Below are 21,041 nucleotides of genomic sequence, written 5' to 3'. Positions count from 1 at the left end.
TCCGTGTCTTCGCGGACACCGCCGAATACGTTGTCACTCTCCTGCCCCGAACAACCGGCGCTTTTTCAGGGGCAAGCGGGCAATATGCTATCTTTTGGGGGATAGCGACATCCTCTGTGCGCGCACGATTTATCGCATACCGCCGGCACGCCCTGCCGCTTATTCTTCCTCGCAACCGAACAACAAAGCCGCAAATCGATTTCGCCCGTCCGTCGCACGATCTTCCTCAAACAGCCCACACCGTCGCTTCGACGCTGCCGTTTTCATGAGGGCAAATCGACGGATACACCTCAGAATCAAGACCGCCAGCTTCCTCCCGGCGCAACGACAAATCACCCATCATGAAACATGAGTAAAGGAAAAACATGGGTACCAAACAACGCATTTCTGAAATCCAACAAGCCGTTTTGAAGCTCGTCAAGTCTCCGGACTACACGCCGTTGAAACCGAAGGCCATCGCGCGTCGTCTTCAACTTTCCCCCGACGACAGCACGTTGATCAAGAAAGCGGTGAAAAAGCTGGTCAATGCCGGGCTGCTTTCCTTCGGATCCGGGCATCGAGTGCAAGCCGCTTCCGCAAAAGCCGATGTTACCGCGAAACCAAAAGCCGACATGATCACCGGCATATTTCGACGCCGCGCATCCGGTAACGGGATCGTTCGTCCGGATGCCGATTTCGCCGAAACGCTTCCGGTCGATGAAATCCATGTTCCCGCAGAATGGTCGGGAGATGCCTCAAGCGGGGACCGGGTGCGTGTACGACTCGTGAAACGACGCGGTTCGCGAGGCCGCCGTTACGGGCAGATCGTCGAGATCATCGAGCGTCAAACCTCCCAGTTCGTGGGTACATACTTCGAACAGGACGGCATGGGCTTCGTCCGCGTCGACGGCAACGTCTTCGCCGAGCCGATCTACGTAGGCGATCCAGGGGCGAAGAATGCACGCCCCGACGACAAGGTCGTCATCGAAATGCTTCGCTTCCCAAACCACTTCCGCGACGGTGAAGCCGTCATCACCGAAGTGCTGGGACCGATAGGCAAGCCGGGGGTCGATACCCGCACGATCATGCGCCAATTCGATCTGCCCGAGCGTTTTCCCGAGGATGTTCTCGAAGACGCTCGGCGTCAGGCAGACGCTTTCGACGAAAGCATCCCACCGGACCGCCTCGACCTGACCGGTGAGACGATCATTACAATCGATCCGGTCGACGCCCGCGATTTCGACGACGCTATTTCGCTGGAACGCGATGCAAGCGGATTCTGGAAACTGGGGGTGCACATCGCGGATGTCGCTCACTTCGTGAAACCTAATTCCCCGCTCGATCGTGAGGCCCAAAAACGGTCCACGTCGGTGTATCTTCCGGGACGAGTCATCCCGATGCTCCCCGAGTTGATCTCGAACGGGCTGGCGAGCCTCCAGCCCCGGAAAAATCGGTTCGCCAAGACGGTATTCATCGAGTTTTCTCCCGAAGGCCACGTCACCGATGTGACCCTGCACCGATCCGTCATCCGCAGCACGAAGCGACTTACTTATGAAGAAGTCGATGCATTCCTCGAAACGCCGGAGGCGTTCAAGCGGAAATTCGGCAAGCAAGTCTGTGAATTGCTGCTGCGGATGCGTGACCTGGCTCGCCTGTTGCGTCGCAAGCGGCAAGAGCGAGGTGCATTGGAGCTGTCGATGCCCGAGCTGAAAGTCGATCTCGACCGTAATGAGGACGTGGTCGGCGCGCACGTCGTCCCGTACACCGAAAGCCACCAGATGATCGAAGAATTCATGCTCGTCACGAACGAGGCGGTCGCCGAGCAACTTCGCAACCGCGACTGGCTCTTCCTGCGTCGCGTTCACAAACCGCCGGCGTTGCGACGTCTGAACCATCTCCGCGAATTCGTCGCCGAGCTGGGTTACGCAGCCGACGAGCTCGACAACCCGTTCTCACTGCAACGGCTGCTTCAAGCCGTGCGCGGCACACCGCACGAGTACGCGGTCAACTACGCAGTGCTTCGTTCGCTGAAACGGGCGGCGTACAGCCCCGCCGACGAAGGCCACTTCGCCTTGGCCAGCGACTGCTATTGTCATTTCACATCGCCGATTCGTCGCTACCCGGATTTGACCATCCACCGATTGGTCGACGCGTTGATTTTCGGCGAGACCCCGCCTATGGATCCCGCCGCCCTGGCCGCTTTGGGCCGCCATTGCACGGATCAGGAAAACCGTGCCGAAATGGCCGAACGTGAACTAACCAAACTGAAACTGCTGCGTTACTTGAACGAACGCGTCGGCATGGAGATGAACGCCGTCATCACAGGCGTCGAGAAGTTCGGCCTGTTCGCCCAAGGATTGGAATTGCCGTGCGACGGCTTCATCCACATCAACGCCCTCAGCGACGACTACTACGTGTTCGACGCCGCATCGCGAAGTTTGACCGGTCGCATGTCCGGCCGTCGTTTGCGATTGGGAGACGTCGTTCGAGTCGCGGTGGCCGGTATCGACCTGGAACGACGAGAACTCGACTTCCGCCTGCTCGGAAAAGCCCCGACGGCTCTCCGGGCGGTCGGCACGGGCACCCGCAAGACCGCTCAACGAGCCCGCAAGAAGGCCAAGACATCCAAGGCCGCCGGTCGCAAACGCTCTTCAAAAAAGAGCTCGTCGTCGCGAAAGACCGCCAAGAAATCCAAGAAGTCGGCATCGAAAACAGCCAAGGCGGCCGGCCCTCGCAAGTCAGCGTCGAAAAAGCGGCGCACCAAGCGAACCGGCTCGTAGCGACGATCGAGCGCAGGGCGTTTCTTGGAGACCGGATTGTCCATTACATACAATCCCCGCCGACCGCGGGGGGAATTCGCCGGGGGGCTGCCGTGCGTGTGCGCCGAGGTGTACAATAGCCGCTTTGCCTCACGGGTCGGTGCGAAACAACCAACGCAGCCCGTGTCTTTGGGGATGGCATTCTGCGAAGAACATCCCCAGCTTAAGTTTTCTCATCGCTTCCGGGATACTCGCCGCCGTGCGGCGTTCCGGCCCGGTAACAGCCGTCGTCGAAGGAGGTAGCCTCTCGTGAATCCGGAAAAACTGCGGTACACGAAAACGCACGAATGGGTTTGCCTGGAGGAAGAAGGCGGCGAACAAGTAGCCGTCGTCGGCCTGTCGGCATTTGCCACGGCCGAGCTATCCGACATCGTCTTCATCGAACTGCCTGAACCGGGCACTACCGTCAAAGCCGGAGAACCCTTCGGCCAGATCGAGTCGGTCAAAGCGGTCAGCGACTTGTACGCACCAATCAGCGGAGAGGTCGTCGCCGTCAACCAAGATGCCGTCGACGATGTGACTGTGATCCAAGAATCTCCTGAAGACAAGGGGTGGCTCATCAAGCTTCGTCCGGCCGATACGGGAGAGATCGATGCCCTGCTCGATCCGGCGGCCTACAAAAAACAGTGCGAAGAAGAGGCCGATCACTGAGCGTCGGCAATCGTTTTCCTCCGGCCGGGCATGTCTCGGCCGTGTTCGTTTCTGCGTCGTTGCCCGGCTGAAAAATCACGTTGAATCGCAATACGATGGCTTACATTCCACACACCGAAGAGGATGTTCGCGCGATGCTCGAGGCGATCGGCGTTGCGTCGATCGATGAGCTGTTCACCTCGATTCCATCCGACATTCGTTTGACGCGCCCTCTCGACCTGCCACCGGCGATGAGCGAGTGGGAACTCACGCGGCACATGAACGTGTCGGCATCCCAAAACCGCCACGCCGGTGATACCGTCTGCTTCCTCGGCGGTGGGGCATACGACCATTTCGTTCCTGCGGTCGTCGATTTCGTCGCGTCGCGAAGCGAATTCTACACGTCGTACACGCCGTACCAGCCCGAGGTCGCGCAAGGCAACCTGCAAGCGTTTTTCGAGTACCAAACGCTGGTCACGCAACTAACCGGCATGGATATTTCCAACGCCAGCATGTACGACGGCGCGTCGGCAACGGTCGAAGCGGTCGTCATGGCGTTGTCCGCGGCACGAGGTCGCAATCGGGTCATTCTTCCCGATTCGCTCCATCCGGATTACCGCCGGGTCGTCGCAACGTACTTGGCCAACCTCGATGCAGAACTCGTTTCGTTACCCACCCCCGACGGACGAGTCACGACCGAAACGCTCGCAGCAGAACTGAACGACAAAACAGCCTGCGTCGTCTTGCAACATCCGAACTTTTTCGGATGCCTGGAAGATGCCGAATCCGTGGCGAAAGCCGTTCGAGAATGCGGGGCGTTACTGATCGCGGTGGTCGACCCTGTGAGTCTCGGACTACTCCGACGCCCGAGCGACTACGGAGCCGATATCGTCGTCGCCGAGGGGCAACCGCTGGGGATTCCTTTGGGATTCGGCGGCCCCTACCTGGGCATCATGGCTTGCCGCGAGCAATTCGTCCGCCGGATGCCGGGCCGTCTCGTCGGTCAAACCGTCGATCGACGGGGCAAACGCTGCTGGGTCCTGACGCTGCAAACGCGGGAACAGCACATTCGCCGCGAAAAGGCTACAAGCAACATTTGCACGAACCAAGGGTTGCTGGCATTGCGGGCAACCGTCTTCCTCGCCACGCTCGGCAAGGGGGGAATTCGTCGAATGGCCGAGGCGTGTGCCCGCAACGCACACTACGCGAAAACGCAGATTATCGAGCGAACCTCGTGGAAACCGGCATTCGTCCACCCGACTTTCAAAGAATTCGTCATTCGTGCGGGCAGCCGCGAAAAACTCGAAGCGGCGATTGCCAAAGCCGCCGAAGCAGGGATTTTCCCCGGAATTCCGCTTTCGCGTTGGCTACCCGACATGGACGACGCCTTGTTGACGGCCGTCACCGAGAAGCGGACAAAAGCCGAAATCGACCGTCTGGTAGATTGCTTGCAATAGCTCGGAAAGCCGTTTGTACCGACACTTCTCTCGTCAGCCAGAAACCGCAAATCGATACACGATGAGAAACCGTCAGGCCACGCGACTGTTGTTCGAAATGTCGAAACCGGGAAGCGGGGAACGCGTGTTACCCGATGCGGACGTTCCCGAGGTCCCGCTGTCGAATATCATTCCTGACTCATTTTTGGCCGATGAACCGCCGGATTTGCCGGAACTGGCAGAGCCGGACGTCGTTCGGCATTTCGTCAATCTCTCGACTCGAAACATGTCGGTCGACACCCATTTCTATCCGCTCGGTTCCTGTACGATGAAGTACAACCCGAAGCGGAACGAAACCTTGGCCGGCTTGCCGGGATTTTCACAAGTACACCCCTTGCAGCCCGATGATACGATTCAAGGCCTCCTGCAAGTGTTGTACGAACTCCAGGAAATGCTTGCTGAAATCGCCGGATTGCCGGCGGTCAGCTTGCAACCGGCCGCCGGCGCCCAAGGCGAGTTGACGGCCCTCTTGACCGCAGCCGCCTATTTCCGGCACACGGAACAGAAGCGTACGAAGGTGCTCGTCCCCGACGGCGCACACGGCACCAATCCCGCCAGCGCCTCGATGGCCGGGTTCTCCACGATCGAGATCAAAAGCAACGAACAGGGCTTGGTCGACCTGGACGACCTCGACGCAAAGCTCGACGAGGAAACAGCCGTCTTCATGATCACCAACCCCAACACGCTGGGATTGTTCGATCATCAGATTGCCGAAATCGCCGATCGGGTGCATCGTTTCGGCGCCCTCGTATATATCGACGGGGCGAACATGAACGCGATCATGGGCATCACCCGCCCCGGTGATTTTGGGGCCGACATGATGCACTTCAATCCGCACAAGACGTTCAGCGGTCCGCACGGAGGCGGCGGTCCCGGGGCCGGCCCGATCGCCGTGCGCGACGACTTGGCTCCCTTTTTGCCTTCGCCGGTGGTCGTCAAAACCGAACAAGGCTACCGCCTCGACTACGACCGGCCGCTATCCATCGGGCGAGTGCGATCATTTTTCGGCAATGTGGGCGTTCTGTTGCGAACGTATTGTTACATTCGCACGCAAGGTCCGGACGGTCTGCGCAAGGTCAGCGAAACAGCCGTATTGAACGCCAATTACTTGCTCAGCCGCGTAAAGCACATCTTGCCCGTGCCGCACGGCGATCGTTGCATGCACGAATTCGTGGCCACGGCCGCAAAACTCAAGGCCGAAAAGGGTATCACGGCGATGGATATCGCCAAGCGTCTGCTCGATTATGGATTTCACGCCCCGACGATGTATTTTCCATTGATCGTCCGCGAAGCGTTGATGATCGAGCCGACCGAAACAGAGAACAAGGAAACACTGGACGCCTTCGTCGAAGCCTTGTTCCGCATCACCGAAGAACCGGCAGATACCTTGCACGACGCCCCGCACACAACCGAAATCAGTCGTCCCGACGAGGTCGGTGCGGCGCGTAAACCTTGCTTGGTTTGGAAGCCTTCCCCTTCGACCTAAGCGGCCACGCATTCTTTCGACGACACATCGCTTCCCATGAGCAGCTCACCTTTGCCCTGTCGATTGCTTTGGTGTGAACCGCGCGACGGGGTCCACAACATGGCCGTCGACGAATTGCTGCTGCGCGAGGCCGAACAAGACGGAACGGCAACCGTCCGCTTATATCGGTGGTCGCCCGCTACGCTCAGCTTGGGCTACTTTCAGCGGTTGGAAGACCGCCGGCGCCATGCGGCGAGCGCGTCTTGTCCGATTGTTCGACGGCCCAGCGGAGGCGGAGCCATCCTTCACGACGACGAATGGACGTACAGCATCGCGCTTCCCCTCCGCCACCCGCTTGCGGCGAAGCGAGACGTCTTGTACCGCGTGGTGCACGATTCACTGGCAACGGTACTCAACGCGGCAGGAGCACCGGTTTATGCACACGGCGACACGGGATGCCATTCGTCAGCGGACGTCACCGACCTCGGCTGCGCCGCCGAGTCGCAAACCGTTTCGCCTGCGAACGTCCCTGCCGATCGGAAAGCCTTCTTGTGTTTTCAACGTCACTGCCCGGGAGACTTGCTCATTGCCGGCCACAAAGTGGTCGGCAGTGCCCAACGCAGACTCCGTGGGGCGGTCCTCCAACACGGCAGTATCTTGTTTCGGCGTTCCCCGTTCGCTCCCGAACTGCCCGGACTCGACGATCTATGCCTGCATACGATCAACCGGAAACGTGTGTTGACCGAATGGCTACGCCTTTTGAGGGGTTCGCTTTTCGTCACATGGGTGAAAACCGACGAGTCGTCGCTCGACATTTCTGCCATCACAAAAATTTCTGAAAAGATTTACGGTTCCTCCGTCTGGACAGAAAAACGTCGATCCGAATAATCTGGTTTTGACGACGATATGAACTGAGCCGCGGAAAAGGCTTTGACTGCGCTTCGCGGCGTTGGTAGTATGACAGAGGGGCAGCTAGGGTGTAGCTTCGATAGGTTCGTCCCCGTCAGAGAACGTCGATCGCGTTTCGGGCACGATCGGCAGACCGGCGATGCGGGAGCCGGTTTTCCTCGGGCTTATCTGGAAAATCGAGCAGTCGCGGGTCGGGCTACTCGCGGGGTCGGCAAGAACCCCTTGCCGGAACCTATCGGTTCGGCACTCCAACATTTTCATCATCCATTGGTGCTGTTTTCGGACTGATTTCGTGTTGGGGGGCCCCTGGCTGGCGCGATGCCGTGGAGTTGTTCCGTGCTCGCACGACAGCCGTCACAGAGGTCCATACTTTTCCCCGAGGCCTTCCGTGGTGCCTCGTTACTCTGTGATTAGGGTTGGGTACAATGGATGTCAAATTGGTGGTTGCCAGCGGCTCGCTGGCAGGAAAGGCGGTCACCGTCAAAGGTCCGCGATTCTACATCGGCCGTTCCGAAGACTGCCATCTCCGCCCCCGAAGTGAACTCGTCAGCCGTCACCATTGCGCCATCATTCTCGATGGCGACTACTTGGCGGTACGAGACTTCGGAAGCAAGAACGGAACATTCGTGAATGGTCAGCGAGTGCGGGGTGAATGCCCCCTCTCCGACGGCGACAAGTTGATCGTCGGCGTCCTTGAGTTCGTCGTCAAAGTCGGGCAACCGGCGACGAAGCCCAAGGTCGAATCGGTTCAAGAGGCCGCCGCACGTACGGCCGAAGCCGCTCAAAGCGACTTCGATGTCGATGAATGGCTCACCGACGACGGTACGGTCGGTGACGAATCGCCGGCCACGGCCGAAACGAAGACGATCGACGTGCGGGTCAACGAAACGCCGGAAGATGTCTCGGCCCAACCGGCTGCCGAACCGCCGCAGCAGGAACTTGACGAAGAAAAGAAGAAACGTATCGCGGCGTTGTTCTCGGACGACGATTCGGCCGACGAAGCTCAGGAAGGACCGAAAGCGCCGAAATTTCAGAAGCCTTCTGCCGGTAATAGTCGCGATGCGGCTGCCAGTGTTTTGAAAAACTTTTTCAAACGCTGAGCGTCTCGGCCTTGCCGAGTGACGATTACGTGAGAATGACGGCGACGGCCGCCTGAATATCGGGCGGCCGTGCGTTTGGAAATTTCGCAGCCACAAGACGACGAATACGAGGGGCCTCGCGTGGACGCGAACACTCCCAAACCGAAGAAAAAGGCGGGTATGCTCGGCCTCGGACTGGACGGAGACGACGGCCAAACCAGAATCACGCGCGGAAAGAACTTCTTCCTTTATGGGGGAAGCAAGGATACGCACGCGATCATGCAAGAGACGGCCATCAAAATCAACGAGCAGCTCAAGGAACGAGGCAAAGCCCTGGAAGACGTTTCCCCGCAAGAATTCCGGGACATTGTCCACAAAGTAACCGATTCCATCGGAATCCGAAAACAGCAAGGCTAGTCCCCTCTTTTGTGGGAATCTCCGGCACATTTGCCGACAACTCTTCTCCAGGCATTTTTTCAAGAAAAGTCTGCCTAGATTGCGCCCACGTGCTATATTTCCCTGGGCAGGGAACACACCGCCCTCCCGATTCCTAGACCACGCCTGTCCTGCCGAGAGCATTTGCCAGTGCATTGCTCGCTCCAACAGGCGTTCCTGCCCTCCGAAGGTCTAGGCCGTCACGCAATGGTTCCCACAGTCTGAGATTGGAGGTCTTCGACCGTGCCCAGCACCAAGAAACGCACGCCCAAAGCAACCAAGAAAGGCAAGACTGCCGCCACCGGTAGCAAGCGCAAGCGCACGACCAAGACTCGTACCGCGGAAGAAGCAGCCCGGGAAATCATGGAAGAACTTGGCCCCGATACGGTCACGCTCGATCGGCGCAGCCCCAAAAGCAAACCGGTCAAGGGTGGTCGTCGCGCAACGGACAAGGCTTCCGACAAGCTCGCATTGAAGCCGCGTCCTAAGGTTCAACGGCGCCGACAGATCGATCCCACCACATGCGAGCGTGACTACACCCCCGAAGAAATTGAGTTCATGGTCGCATTGGACGAATACAAGCGAACCAGCGGGCGCATGTTCCCCACATGCAGTGAAATCCTCGAGGTGCTGCGAAACCTAGGCTACCGTAAAGTCACAGATGCGCAGGAATCCGCCCCCCCGGAAGGCGGCGAAGACGTTCCGCAAGAGGCGGGTGAACTAGCGGCGACCACATGACGGTTTCCGATACTGCACTTTTCGGCACGGGCGCCCAGCCCGTGCTTTTTTGTGCGCAGGCGTGTCCGCAACACCATGAGTTTGTCCGCCGACAGGTTTAGCGTAAAGTAATGGTTGCGGCGTCACCCCGTTCACGCACAACTTTCTCGCAATATGCCTTCCATGATCGCGCCTTTGCTTTTGGTTACGGCAGCCGTCGGAATCACCGGTACGGTCCGTTCGGCGACCATGCAGGTTGCCTTGCCCGATCCGTTGTATCCGGACCAGCCGCCGAAGCAGTGTCGTATTGAAATCGCGCTCGACCGGTACGGCGTTCCGACGACCTACCGCATGCGGCTTCAAAGTGCCACCTGTTTCGACGGAAAATGCCGACCTTTGGATGTTACGCTGACCTGGGACGCGATCGGCCGGTACCGGTCTCTCGAGGTCCCCGCCAAGCTGCCTTTGACCAAGAAGGAACACGATCCGTTCACGGCGGCCGATTATCAGCGACTGGACCGCATTCTTTCCGACCGCGATTCACTGCTGGGCCCCTTCCCCGCCGAACTGTTCGCTCCGAACGCAGTGCCCGCAAGCACCGCATCAGCACAGTCGTCAAAACAAGAAACCAAGACAAATGACTTTTCGGTCGGCGCAAACGCCGTGAGCCCCCCGACTCCCGATGCTGTCAGCGAGCCGACTCCGCTGACGATCCAAGAGGCCGTCGTACCGGGAGCCGCCTACACAAGCTGGGTCTTATGGCACTGGGTGAACGGACCGATCGTTGCGAAACTTCGTGCGGAAACCATCCGCCGAATGGACGAACGGCGGCTCCGCGAGATGCTGGCCGACGGCGACCCCGAAGTCGTGCGATTTGCTCTGGAGTTGATCCTCGAAACACCCGACGGGCGATTCCGCAAGGAATGCTTCCGAATCCTCGAAACCGCAGGATTGGAAAACTGCCGTCTGGCGTTGGACTACCTCGAGCGTTCGGCTTCCGACTCACGCCGATTGGCATCGGAGCTGATCCCGCTGTACGGCACGAATCCCGGTTCCACTCGTCTGCTGTACCGATACTTCGAAAGCTGTCAGGGTTTGTCTCCCGATTTTTGGTCGGCGCTGGCCGCGAAGCTGCAAGACCTGCCCGCCCACGAACAGGTGTATCTTCTCGACCTGCTCGAAACCCGAGCGAAAGAGATAGAAGCCGTTCGCCGTCAGGTCGAGGTGCTGGCACGCGAAGGCGATCCCTACGTGCTGATGCGGGCGCGACGGTTCTTAGCGGAATTCGGATCGCATTGACCGCCGCGCCCGTTGCGGCTCAAATCCTTACGGCTGCTCGATCGGCCACACTTTGATTTCTTCAGGCCACGCCTCGCCGATTGCAAACGGTCCGGGGAACGGTGCCGACTCGTTGCGCGGACGGCCGAAGAAATCGGAAACGATCCGATAAGCCGAGTCATCCGGTTGCACGAACGGCAGATCCGGAATCCTTGCCTTGCCCAACAGCGCGGTGGTCACGACCTGGGGTTGAGCGGCTTCGCGCCAGCTCGGGTCGCCTTCGAATCGCAAATAGTAGCCGTCGTCACGCTTCGCCAGTTCGAAAAACGGATTTCCGGCCACGACCACCACACCGGAAATCTCAGGCTCCGGTAGCGTAACGGTTTGCTGTCCGTCTTGGCCTTCGCCGGTTTGTTGTGGTACGGCGACCAACACGTTTCCGCCCGATAGCGGTTGAATTGCCAAGTTTTTGTATCCGTCACTCACTCGATGCAAGAAGATGTTGTTGAAGAACCGGTCATCGCCGCCTTGGATTTCGATCAACCCCGCAACTTCGGTTGAATGCGCCTTCATGTACGGCGTCTTTCGCCGCAATTCCGGACGCATCAACACGCCCGCGGCAAACAGGTTGTGGACATACGCGCCGCCCTCGGACCAATTGCGGACGGAATAGCCTCGCAACGGTTCTCCGGGATTCTTCGGCGCCCACGACAACATCAGGTTATTGTCGACCAAGAACGGCCCGTGATCCACTTCGACGAACAGATCCTCGGAAACCTCATTGTCGTGCAGTAAGTTCTGCGTGACGCGCGTTCCCTGAGCCATCCAATCGAGCCAAATGCCCCGGCACGTGTGGTGGATGTGGTTGCGGGCGATCAAGGTATCCAAGGCCGCATGAATCTTGATTCCGGCCATTTCGGCCCCGCTGAACAGTCGCCGCACGTGAATGTCGTGAATTTCGTTGTCGGTAATGGTGCTGAATGCCGCCCCCAAGCTGCCCACGATTCCGGCTTGCTCGCAATGAGAAATATGATTGCGGCGCACGATGTGCCCGCCGATCTTCTCTTTCGACCAACCGACCGCCAGCGCACGATTGATCGTTTCAACATAACCGGTCGCCGTGTTCTGCGAGGTATTGTCGAATTCGTCGCCGTACTTCCCCAACGCGATCCCGACGCACACGGAATAGCGGATATCGTTGTCCTCGATGATCCATCCCTTGGACCAATGGGTACCGATCAACCCTTTTTGTTCGGCGGTCGGCGGAGCCCATGGAGTCGCAGCGTGCATCATGACGAATCCACGCACGGTCAGATAATCGACTCCGGGATGCGGCGGATAGAAAACCGTTTGGCGAACGTTGATTTCCACATTCGCCTCGTTGGGATTCACTTCCGGAAACTGTGCCCAAATCGTCGTCGTGGCGTCGTCGACGCGGGCAAACCACAGCGGTTGTTCTCCGGCGGGCGCCAAGACGTCCTCCAGCTTGGCGGCTTCCGTCAACCAATGTTCGTTCAAGTACACCGCCCCCGTGTGATGCACACGTCCTCGCGGATTGAACCAGTCGCCGTGAATTTCGTCGGCATACGGATTGAAGTCGCCGAAAAACGTGTTCGGCAACGTCACCTTCCAAGTATCCTCTCCGACCGGCATCCAGCCGCGAACAGGCTCGGAGCCCTTGATGACCACGCGCTCGCCCGGCGCCGCCTGAAATACGATTCGCTCGCTATCGGATCGGCCGCCGCGTGGAGGAGCCACACGCTCCCGATAAACGCCCTCGTGGACGGTAACGACGTCTCCCGGCACAGCCCGTTCGGCCGCCGCTTGAATCGTCTTCAACGGATGCAACGCAGATCCGTCGTTCGTGTCCGAACCACCTTTTGCGACGTGCCATTCTCGAGCCTGAACCGCGCCACAGGCCACGAGTGCCGCCATCAACACCAAACCAACCACACGGTACCGCATGTTACGACTCCCTTTCTGCCTAAAAAGAAAACGAGGCGGAAAAGGTTCGGGGGCGTTCAAGATAGGGTAAAGCTTATTTGTCGGTCCACCACTTTGCAAATGCAATTTCACCTGCGTTTCGTGCGCTGACAAAAAATCGTATCGAATGAAAGAAGTCGGAGCGGCGGGAAGAGACCGCTCCGACGGGCTGAGGGCTACGGGCGGCAGGCGGACCCGAGCCGAGAGATGAAGATGATTCCGCGGGGGCAGCCGGTTGCATCGCCCCGGCATCGGCGGCCCCCAAAGGCGCGATAAGCCCCCAAACGCGCCCTTCACGAGACGACGGGCAATTCGGAACCTCGCCCGGCCGACATTTCCCGCCCGGTCTTGAAACGGGCGATCATGTCGCGCAGCGAAGCCGCTTGAGTCCCCAATTCTTCGCTGCTGCTGGCCAATTCTTCGCTGCCGGCAGCGCTCTGTTCCGCCACCGAAGCCACCCCCTCGACGGCCTTGGCCACCTCTTGGGCGTCTTCGAATTGGCGAGCCGTCACCTCGGCAATCTCTGCGATCTTGCCCACGGTATCTTCGACCGACGAGAAGATCTGTTGGAGCGACTGTCCGGTTTCTTCGCTCAAACGGGCTCCCTCTTCGACGCGATGCATCGAATCGCGAATCAGGGCGGTGATCTCACCGGCCGCCTGGTTCGATCGTTCGGCCAGTTTGCGAACTTCGTCGGCCACCACGGCAAACCCCATCCCATGTTCACCGGCACGAGCGGCCTCGATGGCCGCGTTGAGTGCCAGCAAGTTCGTTTGACCGGCGATCTCCGAAATGACTTGGATGATCTCGCCGATTTTCTCGGAACTTTCGCGGATAAGCGTCATCGCTTCGATCGACTTCGTCACGGCGTTGCTGCCGCCTTCGGCCAGGGTACTCGTCTGTCGGGCGACCTCATCGGCGGCATCGATGTTTGTCTTGACGGCCGCAATCGACTCGGACAAATGCGTCATGGCACTGTTGATCTGTTCGACAGCCGACGATTGGGTCTGTACGCCGGCCGACAGTTCTTGTGACGTCTCGGCCACCACTCGCGCACCCTCGGCAAACTGGTCGGCACTTTCGGCAACCCCGTTGATAATCCGGGCGAGCTGGGCGACAAACGTGTTGAACCACACAGAGAGTTCGTCCAATTCATCCCGCACGCAGCTCTGCATGACCTCGCATTCCCAGCACGATTCGTACTTCCCGGAAAGGATCGCCGGACAGTGGATTTCGCCCACGGCGTTCGAACCGACCGTATCCCAACAATTCGACTTGCGGCCGAACTCGGGGCATTCCTTCTTGCCGCAATTCTTGCGCGCCGAGCAATTGACCTTCGGCAGCGGCATCCGCCGAGTCAGGTCGCCGTCACCTTGGGCGATTTCTTTTAGGCTGTGGATGACGCTTCCCAACCGACGTTTGATGTTTCGGATGAAGAACACTCCGAAACCGATCGCCGCCACAACGACCAAAGCGGTCACAACCATGATGCCGCTGCGGATCGATGCCACGTGTTCTCTCAGGATCTCGTCGGTCATCATGTCGGCATCAACCGTACTTCGCATCTCCTCGAGGTGCTTCTGCACCTCGTGCAGTGCGGGAACGGTCTCTTGTGCGTATATCTGCCTGGCTTTTTCCCAACCCTCGAGCTGGCTCAAAGCATGCAACCGCGCTTTGTCCAAGCCTTCACAGATTCCCTGCGACGCCGGAAGCACGCGATCACGCAAAATCGCTTCGGCTTTCCGTGCCTTCTCTGTATTCCCGGCTTCGAGGGCAATCAGCTCGGTAAACTTTCCGGCCACGTCGGCCAAGGCCGACTTGGTTTGCTCGCGAAAGATCTCGATCCGCTTCTCGGGTTCTGCAGCATTGCGAATGCTGATCGCCGAGGCATGCAACCGTTCGTGGGCGGAACGAACCTCCGCCATGATTAGGGCAAACTCCGGCCACTCGGCTTCGAGCGATCGGCACTCGTCACCGGCCAGCCATTTGCCGAAGGCACACTTGGTGGGGTCCGTTTCCACGTCGATGGGCGCGTCGATCAGTAAACATTCGGAAAGCCGCTCCGCCCATCGTCGATGATCGTCGAGACGCATTCGCAACGTATCGACCAGTCCTTCATGACTGTACCGGTATTCATCCGCGGCATCATCGACCGCTGCGTGGAGCGCCGCGTGCTGCACCGCCACCGCCTGAAGGGCGGAAGCGTAAGCCGCATCCCCCTCAATCAACTCGCGGCACTGATCACTTGCAAGGTATTTACCCAAGTCGCACTCTGTGGCCGACGGCAGTTTCGGCCACTGGCGCGGATTCTCCAAAATCGCCGTTTTCACGCGATCGACGTAGGCGATATGCGCCGCCTTCAATTCGGCAAACAATTCGGGCAATCTTGGATCGCCGGTCGTTCGAACCTGGGCAATCTTGACGGCCGACTCGTGCAACCGTCGATGCGGCTCTTCGATCGCCTCCAAGTTGCCGCTCAACGCCGGTAGTACGGCTTCGGCTTCTTGCCGTCCGTCGCCGTAAAACCAATGTCCGAAGCCGCATTGCTGAGGGTCGGTTTCGATTTCCAGCTTGGCCGACTGCGGGTTTTCCACGTACTCCCGGAGCTTTTCGGCCCAGTTCAAGTGGTCAAGATTTCGTTGAATGAGTTCGGCGCGAATGGCGTTCGCATCCGCAAGCTCATCGGCATCTTGCGACAGGCTTTCGACGCCGTGGATGGTCCACATCCCCAGCCCGACCACCATGAGCCCGATCATTGCGAAGGCTAGCGCCAACTTCGCACAAATGGAGAACGTTCGGCACTTGAACATGAGGTTTCTCCTTACCGGTAGCGTGTTCACAGGGGTGACGGCGAATTCCCTCGAGGCCACGTCTGCCTCTTTTCGTTTCACAGTCGCTCCCCTTGCCCCCAAAGCGCAGACCGGCCCCGTAGATGCGCACGGTCGGCGCACAAATTCCTCGTACGTTTCAGAAGCGCAACGGCGCCTTGTTCGACATCTCACGGATGCCGGCGCACTCGTCACACGTTTGCCACGACCCGATCTTCAGTCGTTAGATTCCCGCAATGTCTTCGGGTCGCCAAGAGAAAGCTGCCTACTTGCCCCAAGCTGCGCTCGTCGAAGAAGAATTCAGCAAGCCCCTCTTTCACCCCAACCGTAGGCCTTTGTTGCGCAGCAGGCAAAGAAAATCGTGATCGTGTTCGGACTTTTCTTCTTGGCCATTTGACGGGATATGCAACCTTTGCCGCCAAGGCATGAGGTGTTTTCCCAATCGTCCAAAATTAACGCAATTTGGGCAGTCCGAACGCACAAAACTCAAGAGGCCTGATGTCGTCGGCTTGAACGCAGGCCATCCTTCTTCAGCACGCTGCTCACCGAGTGTTTGCCCGTCGCATTTGGTCGATCTTCACAGCTGCCACGATGATCGCGCCGATGACGATCTTCTGCACCCATTTGGGCCACCCGGCCTGCTCTCCCCCCATGTACAAGACTGTGATGATCAAGGCGCCGATCATACTACCGAGGATGGAACCTTGTCCGCCCATCAAGCTTCCGCCGCCGATGACCACGGCCGCGATGACATACAATTCGTAAGCCACCGCTGCCGACGGGGTCCCAAACCCTCCAATCTGGGAGAAATACATCAATCCAGCCAATCCACCGAAGAAGCCGGCCAACGTGTACACGACGATTTTCGTTCGGCCGACAGGCACGCCGCACAACCGTGCCGTCTCCTCGTTCGAGCCGATTGCAAATACGTGCCGACCGAACCGGGTGTATCGCAGCAAGAAAGCGGCGGCCACGGCGCTGAGCAACAGAATCCAGACGCCCAAGGGCAGAAGCAGGCTTCCAAACGTGGGGGCCTTTGCCGTAATCGTCGGATCCAGGATATCCGCGAGCCACGTCGGATCGTGCGGATACACGTCGCGTTCCTTGGCCAACCCCTCGGCCAGGCCGCGGACGATGCCCATCGTTCCCAAAGTGACGATGAACGGCACCAATCGCATCCACACGATCGTGACACCGTTGAGCAACCCGGCCAGCGTCGCAGCCGTCAAGCCGCACAGCATCGCCAACAGCGGCATCAAACGGGGATACTGGTCGACCAGGTATACGACCTGCGTTTCTCCACCGACGACGACTTCGTAATTGAGATTCAACGTCCACGCGACGACGACGACCGTCAACGCGATGATCGAGCCGACCGACAAGTCAATCCCGGCGGTGATGATCACCATCGTCATTCCCAGCGATGCCGTGGCATACACGGCACTTTGCCGCAGAATATTCTCGAGGTTGCGTGCCGAGTAGAACGTCGGGCCCACCAGAGCGCAGAACAGCACAAACACCACGACCAACGCGAGGAAACGTCCCGCGGTCTCGACCCATGGCGACTGCCAAAACGCCCCAAGCGAGGAATTCTCGTTCGGAGTTCCGTTTTCGTTTTGCTTTGTGAGGTTACTCATCACTGCTGTTGACCCGTGGCTGCGAGCATCAATTCGTGTTCGGTCCACTCCGCCGTCGGACGGACGTCGGCAATCCGACCGCGACACATAACGGCGATCGTGTCACACAACCCCATGAGTTCGGGCAAATAGCTGGACACCATCAAGACCGCCTTAGGCTTTCGCCCTTCGGCCGGGTCCCCCTTGGCCAATTCGTCGATCAAGCGATAGATCTGCGCCTTGGCGCCGACATCGATCCCTCGAGTCGGCTCGTCGAGCAAGAGGACATCGACCTCGGCATGCAACAACCGGGCAATCGCCACCTTTTGTTGGTTTCCACCCGAGAGATCGACCACCGATTGAAATGGAGAGCGGCACTTGATCGGAATAGCGTCGATCCAGCGCCTGCTGGCCGCGGCTTGTCGGCCGGGAGTTACCAACCGCCAGGGCCCAAGCCCGTCCAATTTGGGCAGTGTAACGTTGTCGGCAATGCTCAGCTCCAAAGCCAGCCCTTCGGCTTTTCGGTCTTCACTGACCATCCCGACCCCTTGGCGCCACCGCAATGCCGGCGTCGCAGGTTGCGTATTTCCAGCCACCGACACCTTTCCGGACACCACCGGATCGAGGCCGAATACTGCCCGCATCAACTCCGTTCGTCCGGCACCGACCAACCCGGCAATGCCCAAGATTTCGCCGCGTCGCAACGTAAGTCGCGCGTCTTTCGGTTTTTCAATGCCGCAAAGCCCGTCGAGTTCCAAAAGCACCTCGCCGAACTCGCGTTGCGAGTGGGGATACAAGTCGCTCACTTCCCGACCGACCATCATCGTGACGATCTCGTCGGCCGACGTCTCGGCGGTTATCCCGGTACCGACGGTTTCTCCGTCTCGGAGGACGGTGAACCGATCGCTGATCTCCTGGACTTCTTCCAAGAAGTGCGAAATGTAGACAATCGACAATCCCTGGGCCTTCAGTCGCGAGATCAGGTCGAACAAACGCCGCACATCGCGTTGCGTCAGACTGCTGGTGGGCTCATCGAGAACGACGACCTTGGCATCCAGCGCCAATGCGCGAGCAATTTCGACCATCTGTTGATTGGCAATCGAAAGGCGAGAGACTTCGACATCGGGTCGAATCTCGTCGGTGCGCAACTGGGCAAGAGCATCTTCCGCCTTGCGGCGCAGCGTCTTCCAATCGAGCAACCCGCGCCGAGTCGGCTCCACCCCCAAGAAGATGTTCTCCATAACGGTCAAGTGCGGGGCGAGCGACAACTCTTGGTAGATCATCGCGACCCCCTGTCGCCGCGCGTCCAGCGGATTCGCGGGTTCGAAAGGCTTACCGTCAAGGAACATTTCGCCCGCATCCGCCTTGTGGGCCCCCGAAAGCACTTTCATGAGCGTGCTTTTGCCCGCCCCGTTCTCCCCGACCAGCGCATGGACCTCGCCGGGACGAACATGAATTTCGACGCCACGGAGCGCCTGCGTAGCGCCGAAAGCTTTCTTGATGCCGCGCATCACGAGGCGGTCGGTATTCGTCGATTCGATGCCCACACTCATGTTGCTTCTCGCTATCGCCTGCCGCCTACCATCGGCAACGCTTTCGTCACTTCAGCCCTACCAACGCACGAACGGCCGGATCCTGCTCAAGTTTTTCTTTCGTGACGATCGTGACCCCGGTGTCGATATATTTGGGGACCTCTTCACCTCGCAAATGCTTGACCAGTGTTTCGACAGCCAGACGCCCCATTTTCTTGGGATTTTGTGCGATCAAGGCATCGATCGTTCCTTTCTGGACTGCCTCCACGAGCCGGGGCGTAAAATCGAAGCCGACGAATCGGACGTCGACGGTCACGCCGCCACCCTGCAGATCGTTGAGTGCTTCCAACACTCCCAACGTGGCCCGGTCGTTACACGCGAAGATACCGTCCAACTCCAGGCGGTTATCCTTCACCAGCCGTTCGAGTGTATTGACTGCGGTTTTCTTGCAGCCGGCCACCGTGGCATCCGCCGGATAAGGATCTTCGACGACCTCCAAGCCGGCCTCTTTCGCCTTTTCGATGAAGCCGTCGGCACGAGCTTCCGTGCTGCCGGTACCCTGCACGAAGCGCATGACCATCACCCGCTTTTTCCCTTCGGGCAACAGGCTGATCAAATGCTCGGCACCGAGACGTCCACCCAATTTATTGTCGGTCGCGACAAAGCTCACGTAAGTGTCGGTATCGACGGACGAATCGAAAATCACCACGGGAATGCCTGCTTCGACGGCCCGCTCGACGGTGGGCTTCATCGCTACGCGGTTCAGCGGTGCAAGAGCGATTCCGTCCACCTGCAAACTGATCATGTTCTCGATGATGCGGTTTTGCTCGGCGAATTCGGTTTCGGTGAGCGGGCCCTCCCACCGCATATCGACGTTCAACTCTTCGGCAGCTTCGCGGGCGCCTTCTTCCACCGTTTCCCAGAATTCAGCACCGGTACTCTTGGGAATGACCGCGATCGAAAGCTTGCCGTCGTCGGCCTGCTGACCTTTGTTGCATCCGAAAACGGGGAACGTCAGGACAACCCCAACGAGCACGAGCCAGGCAAGTTTCTTTCGCATGATTTGTCTCCCTGCCGGTCACGAAGCGTGAGAATCATTCAGGATCGGCGACGTCCGCTTGCGGCAAAATCGCATGTATTTGCGAACCACCATCCTCAATCGCCGAAGCTTTCATTGTAGCAAGCCCCGGGGGTACGTGCACCATCTTGCGCCGATAAATTTCTCGCCATCGCTCGCCGAACCACCGCAAGGCCTATTCTTCGGCCGCGTGCCACGGCCTGACTTCTTCGCTTGCCATCTTGGAACAATCGCCACAAATCCCAATCTTTCGGAGATTTGGAACCAGCGAACACTTCGACCATCCCCCCGGCACTGCCGACTTGATGTTGCCGTCCTCTGCCCCCCATAGCACAGGCGGACGCGACTTGCCGTAAGCGAGCAATGGGAGACAGTCATTTTTTCGGCGCCATGCGGCCGCATGACAAAATCAGAAATCACGCATCAGGACCTTGCCGCATCAACCGTACCGGTCGGAAGTTTCGATCGCGCGATTCTGCGAAACGCCGTGACAGCCCCCCTGCTTTTGCAATCCCCCCATATTTACACGCTTTTGCCGGCAAACGCGCAAGTGCGAACCAATTGCGGCCAGAATACGTCCAAGAAAGTGGAACGGGCGGCGAAGCACTGTCGGAGCCGGTTCGATGCCGAAGTTCGGGATCGCAAGTCATGTTCAGTGTGCATGTTACGCCGCGTCGGCACATCAAGTATCGAGGTTTCACGATAAGCCGGCGGCAAGATTTCGCCGAAGCCAATCGCTTTACCAAACGACAAGAACCGACTATCGTGGAAGTTGTTGGGGAAGGATTGGGATGATCTCTGAAGAATCTGCCGATCGCCGGTGCACGTATCGGCCGATGCTATCACCAGAGGGCCTCCGATTCCGTTTCCCAACGGATTACCCGCTCTGCTCTCGTCTCGCGTGAGGTGACTTTATGAAGGGTGCAAAGTTCGATTGCAGCCGCGACAGTCGCCGAGCACACGAAGCCTCGGATGTGCCGATCCGAGTCGACCGGGAGGCCTACGAAAACTTCTGCGAAACGATTCGCGCCGATCTCAGTCGTTTGATCGCCAAACACCGTTCGCCGCGGCGAATCAAGCGCAGCGAATCGATCATCAAGCCGTGCTAGCGTGATCCGAACGACTGCCGGTCTATCTCCAGCGCCTCACGTCTCGCCGATCGTGGTATAGGAGTGCGAACGTCGTATAATGGCGGCA

15 protein-coding genes are annotated in these 21,041 nt (G+C 58.8%); 10 read left to right on the top strand and 5 right to left on the bottom strand.

All coding sequences use genetic code 11. From position 1 onward, the window contains the following. Nucleotides 1–365 precede the first annotated feature (365 nt). From rnr to ACYQ2I_RS07260, 9 genes are all read left to right on the top strand, one after another. On the top strand, nucleotides 366–2,759 hold the full coding sequence (rnr, locus tag ACYQ2I_RS07300) for a ribonuclease R (protein ID WP_460166351.1): 2,394 nt from the start codon (nucleotides 366–368) through the stop codon (nucleotides 2,757–2,759). Nucleotides 2,760–3,047: 288 nt separating this feature from the next. Beyond that, on the top strand, nucleotides 3,048–3,449 hold the full coding sequence (gcvH, locus tag ACYQ2I_RS07295) for a glycine cleavage system protein GcvH (RefSeq protein WP_460166350.1): 402 nt from the start codon (nucleotides 3,048–3,050) through the stop codon (nucleotides 3,447–3,449). A gap of 95 nt (nucleotides 3,450–3,544) precedes the next feature. After that, complete coding sequence (gene gcvPA / locus ACYQ2I_RS07290) at nucleotides 3,545–4,885, top strand: aminomethyl-transferring glycine dehydrogenase subunit GcvPA (protein WP_460166349.1); 1,341 nt, start codon at nucleotides 3,545–3,547, stop codon at nucleotides 4,883–4,885. A 61-nt stretch (nucleotides 4,886–4,946) separates the two neighbouring features. After that, on the top strand, nucleotides 4,947–6,410 hold the full coding sequence (gcvPB, locus tag ACYQ2I_RS07285; protein WP_460166348.1) for an aminomethyl-transferring glycine dehydrogenase subunit GcvPB: 1,464 nt from the start codon (nucleotides 4,947–4,949) through the stop codon (nucleotides 6,408–6,410). Between the two features lie 36 nt (nucleotides 6,411–6,446). After that, nucleotides 6,447–7,277: a lipoate--protein ligase family protein gene (locus ACYQ2I_RS07280; protein WP_460166347.1), complete on the top strand. Its 831-nt coding sequence runs from the start codon at nucleotides 6,447–6,449 to the stop codon at nucleotides 7,275–7,277. 446 nt (nucleotides 7,278–7,723) lie between these two features. Then, nucleotides 7,724–8,398, top strand: a complete 675-nt coding sequence (locus tag ACYQ2I_RS07275) for an FHA domain-containing protein (protein WP_460166346.1) — start codon at nucleotides 7,724–7,726, stop codon at nucleotides 8,396–8,398. Between the two features lie 120 nt (nucleotides 8,399–8,518). After that, a complete protein-coding gene (locus tag ACYQ2I_RS07270; protein WP_460166345.1) occupies nucleotides 8,519–8,794 on the top strand; it encodes a hypothetical protein in 276 nt (91 codons plus the stop codon). A 261-nt stretch (nucleotides 8,795–9,055) separates the two neighbouring features. Then, the gene (locus ACYQ2I_RS07265) at nucleotides 9,056–9,550 is read left to right on the top strand and encodes a hypothetical protein (protein ID WP_460166344.1); all 495 of its coding nucleotides are present in this window, start codon (nucleotides 9,056–9,058) and stop codon (nucleotides 9,548–9,550) included. Between the two features lie 162 nt (nucleotides 9,551–9,712). Then, nucleotides 9,713–10,828, top strand: a complete 1,116-nt coding sequence (locus tag ACYQ2I_RS07260; RefSeq protein WP_460166343.1) for a hypothetical protein — start codon at nucleotides 9,713–9,715, stop codon at nucleotides 10,826–10,828. Between the two features lie 27 nt (nucleotides 10,829–10,855). Here the strand turns inward: ACYQ2I_RS07260 and ACYQ2I_RS07255 are convergent, their stop codons facing one another. The 5 genes from ACYQ2I_RS07255 to ACYQ2I_RS07235 all read right to left on the bottom strand — a co-directional run bounded on the left by ACYQ2I_RS07255 (nucleotide 10,856) and on the right by ACYQ2I_RS07235 (nucleotide 19,826). Next, entirely contained in the window at nucleotides 10,856–12,772 is a 1,917-nt protein-coding gene (locus ACYQ2I_RS07255; protein ID WP_460166342.1) for a right-handed parallel beta-helix repeat-containing protein, read from the bottom strand. A gap of 311 nt (nucleotides 12,773–13,083) precedes the next feature. Then, nucleotides 13,084–15,600, bottom strand: a complete 2,517-nt coding sequence (locus ACYQ2I_RS07250) for a methyl-accepting chemotaxis protein (RefSeq protein ID WP_460166341.1) — start codon at nucleotides 15,598–15,600, stop codon at nucleotides 13,084–13,086. Between the two features lie 560 nt (nucleotides 15,601–16,160). Further along, complete coding sequence (locus tag ACYQ2I_RS07245; RefSeq protein WP_460166340.1) at nucleotides 16,161–17,255, bottom strand: ABC transporter permease; 1,095 nt, start codon at nucleotides 17,253–17,255, stop codon at nucleotides 16,161–16,163. Then, nucleotides 17,255–18,787, bottom strand: a complete 1,533-nt coding sequence (locus ACYQ2I_RS07240) for a sugar ABC transporter ATP-binding protein (protein ID WP_460166339.1) — start codon at nucleotides 18,785–18,787, stop codon at nucleotides 17,255–17,257. The genes ACYQ2I_RS07245 and ACYQ2I_RS07240 overlap by 1 nt, the downstream gene beginning before the upstream one ends. Before the next feature lie 46 nt (nucleotides 18,788–18,833). Next, nucleotides 18,834–19,826, bottom strand: coding sequence for a substrate-binding domain-containing protein (locus tag ACYQ2I_RS07235; RefSeq protein ID WP_460166338.1), 993 nt, complete (start codon nucleotides 19,824–19,826; stop codon nucleotides 18,834–18,836). Nucleotides 19,827–20,758: 932 nt separating this feature from the next. Here ACYQ2I_RS07235 and ACYQ2I_RS07230 point away from each other — a divergent pair. Beyond that, nucleotides 20,759–20,953 (top strand): hypothetical protein, encoded by a 195-nt coding sequence (locus ACYQ2I_RS07230; protein WP_460166337.1) that lies wholly within the window; start codon nucleotides 20,759–20,761, stop codon nucleotides 20,951–20,953. Nucleotides 20,954–21,041 lie beyond the last annotated feature (88 nt).

It is taken from the genome of Thermostilla marina (genome assembly GCF_054657455.1).
Note: the sequence above shows the minus strand (reverse complement) of the source record. Positions and strands in the feature narration are given on the sequence as shown.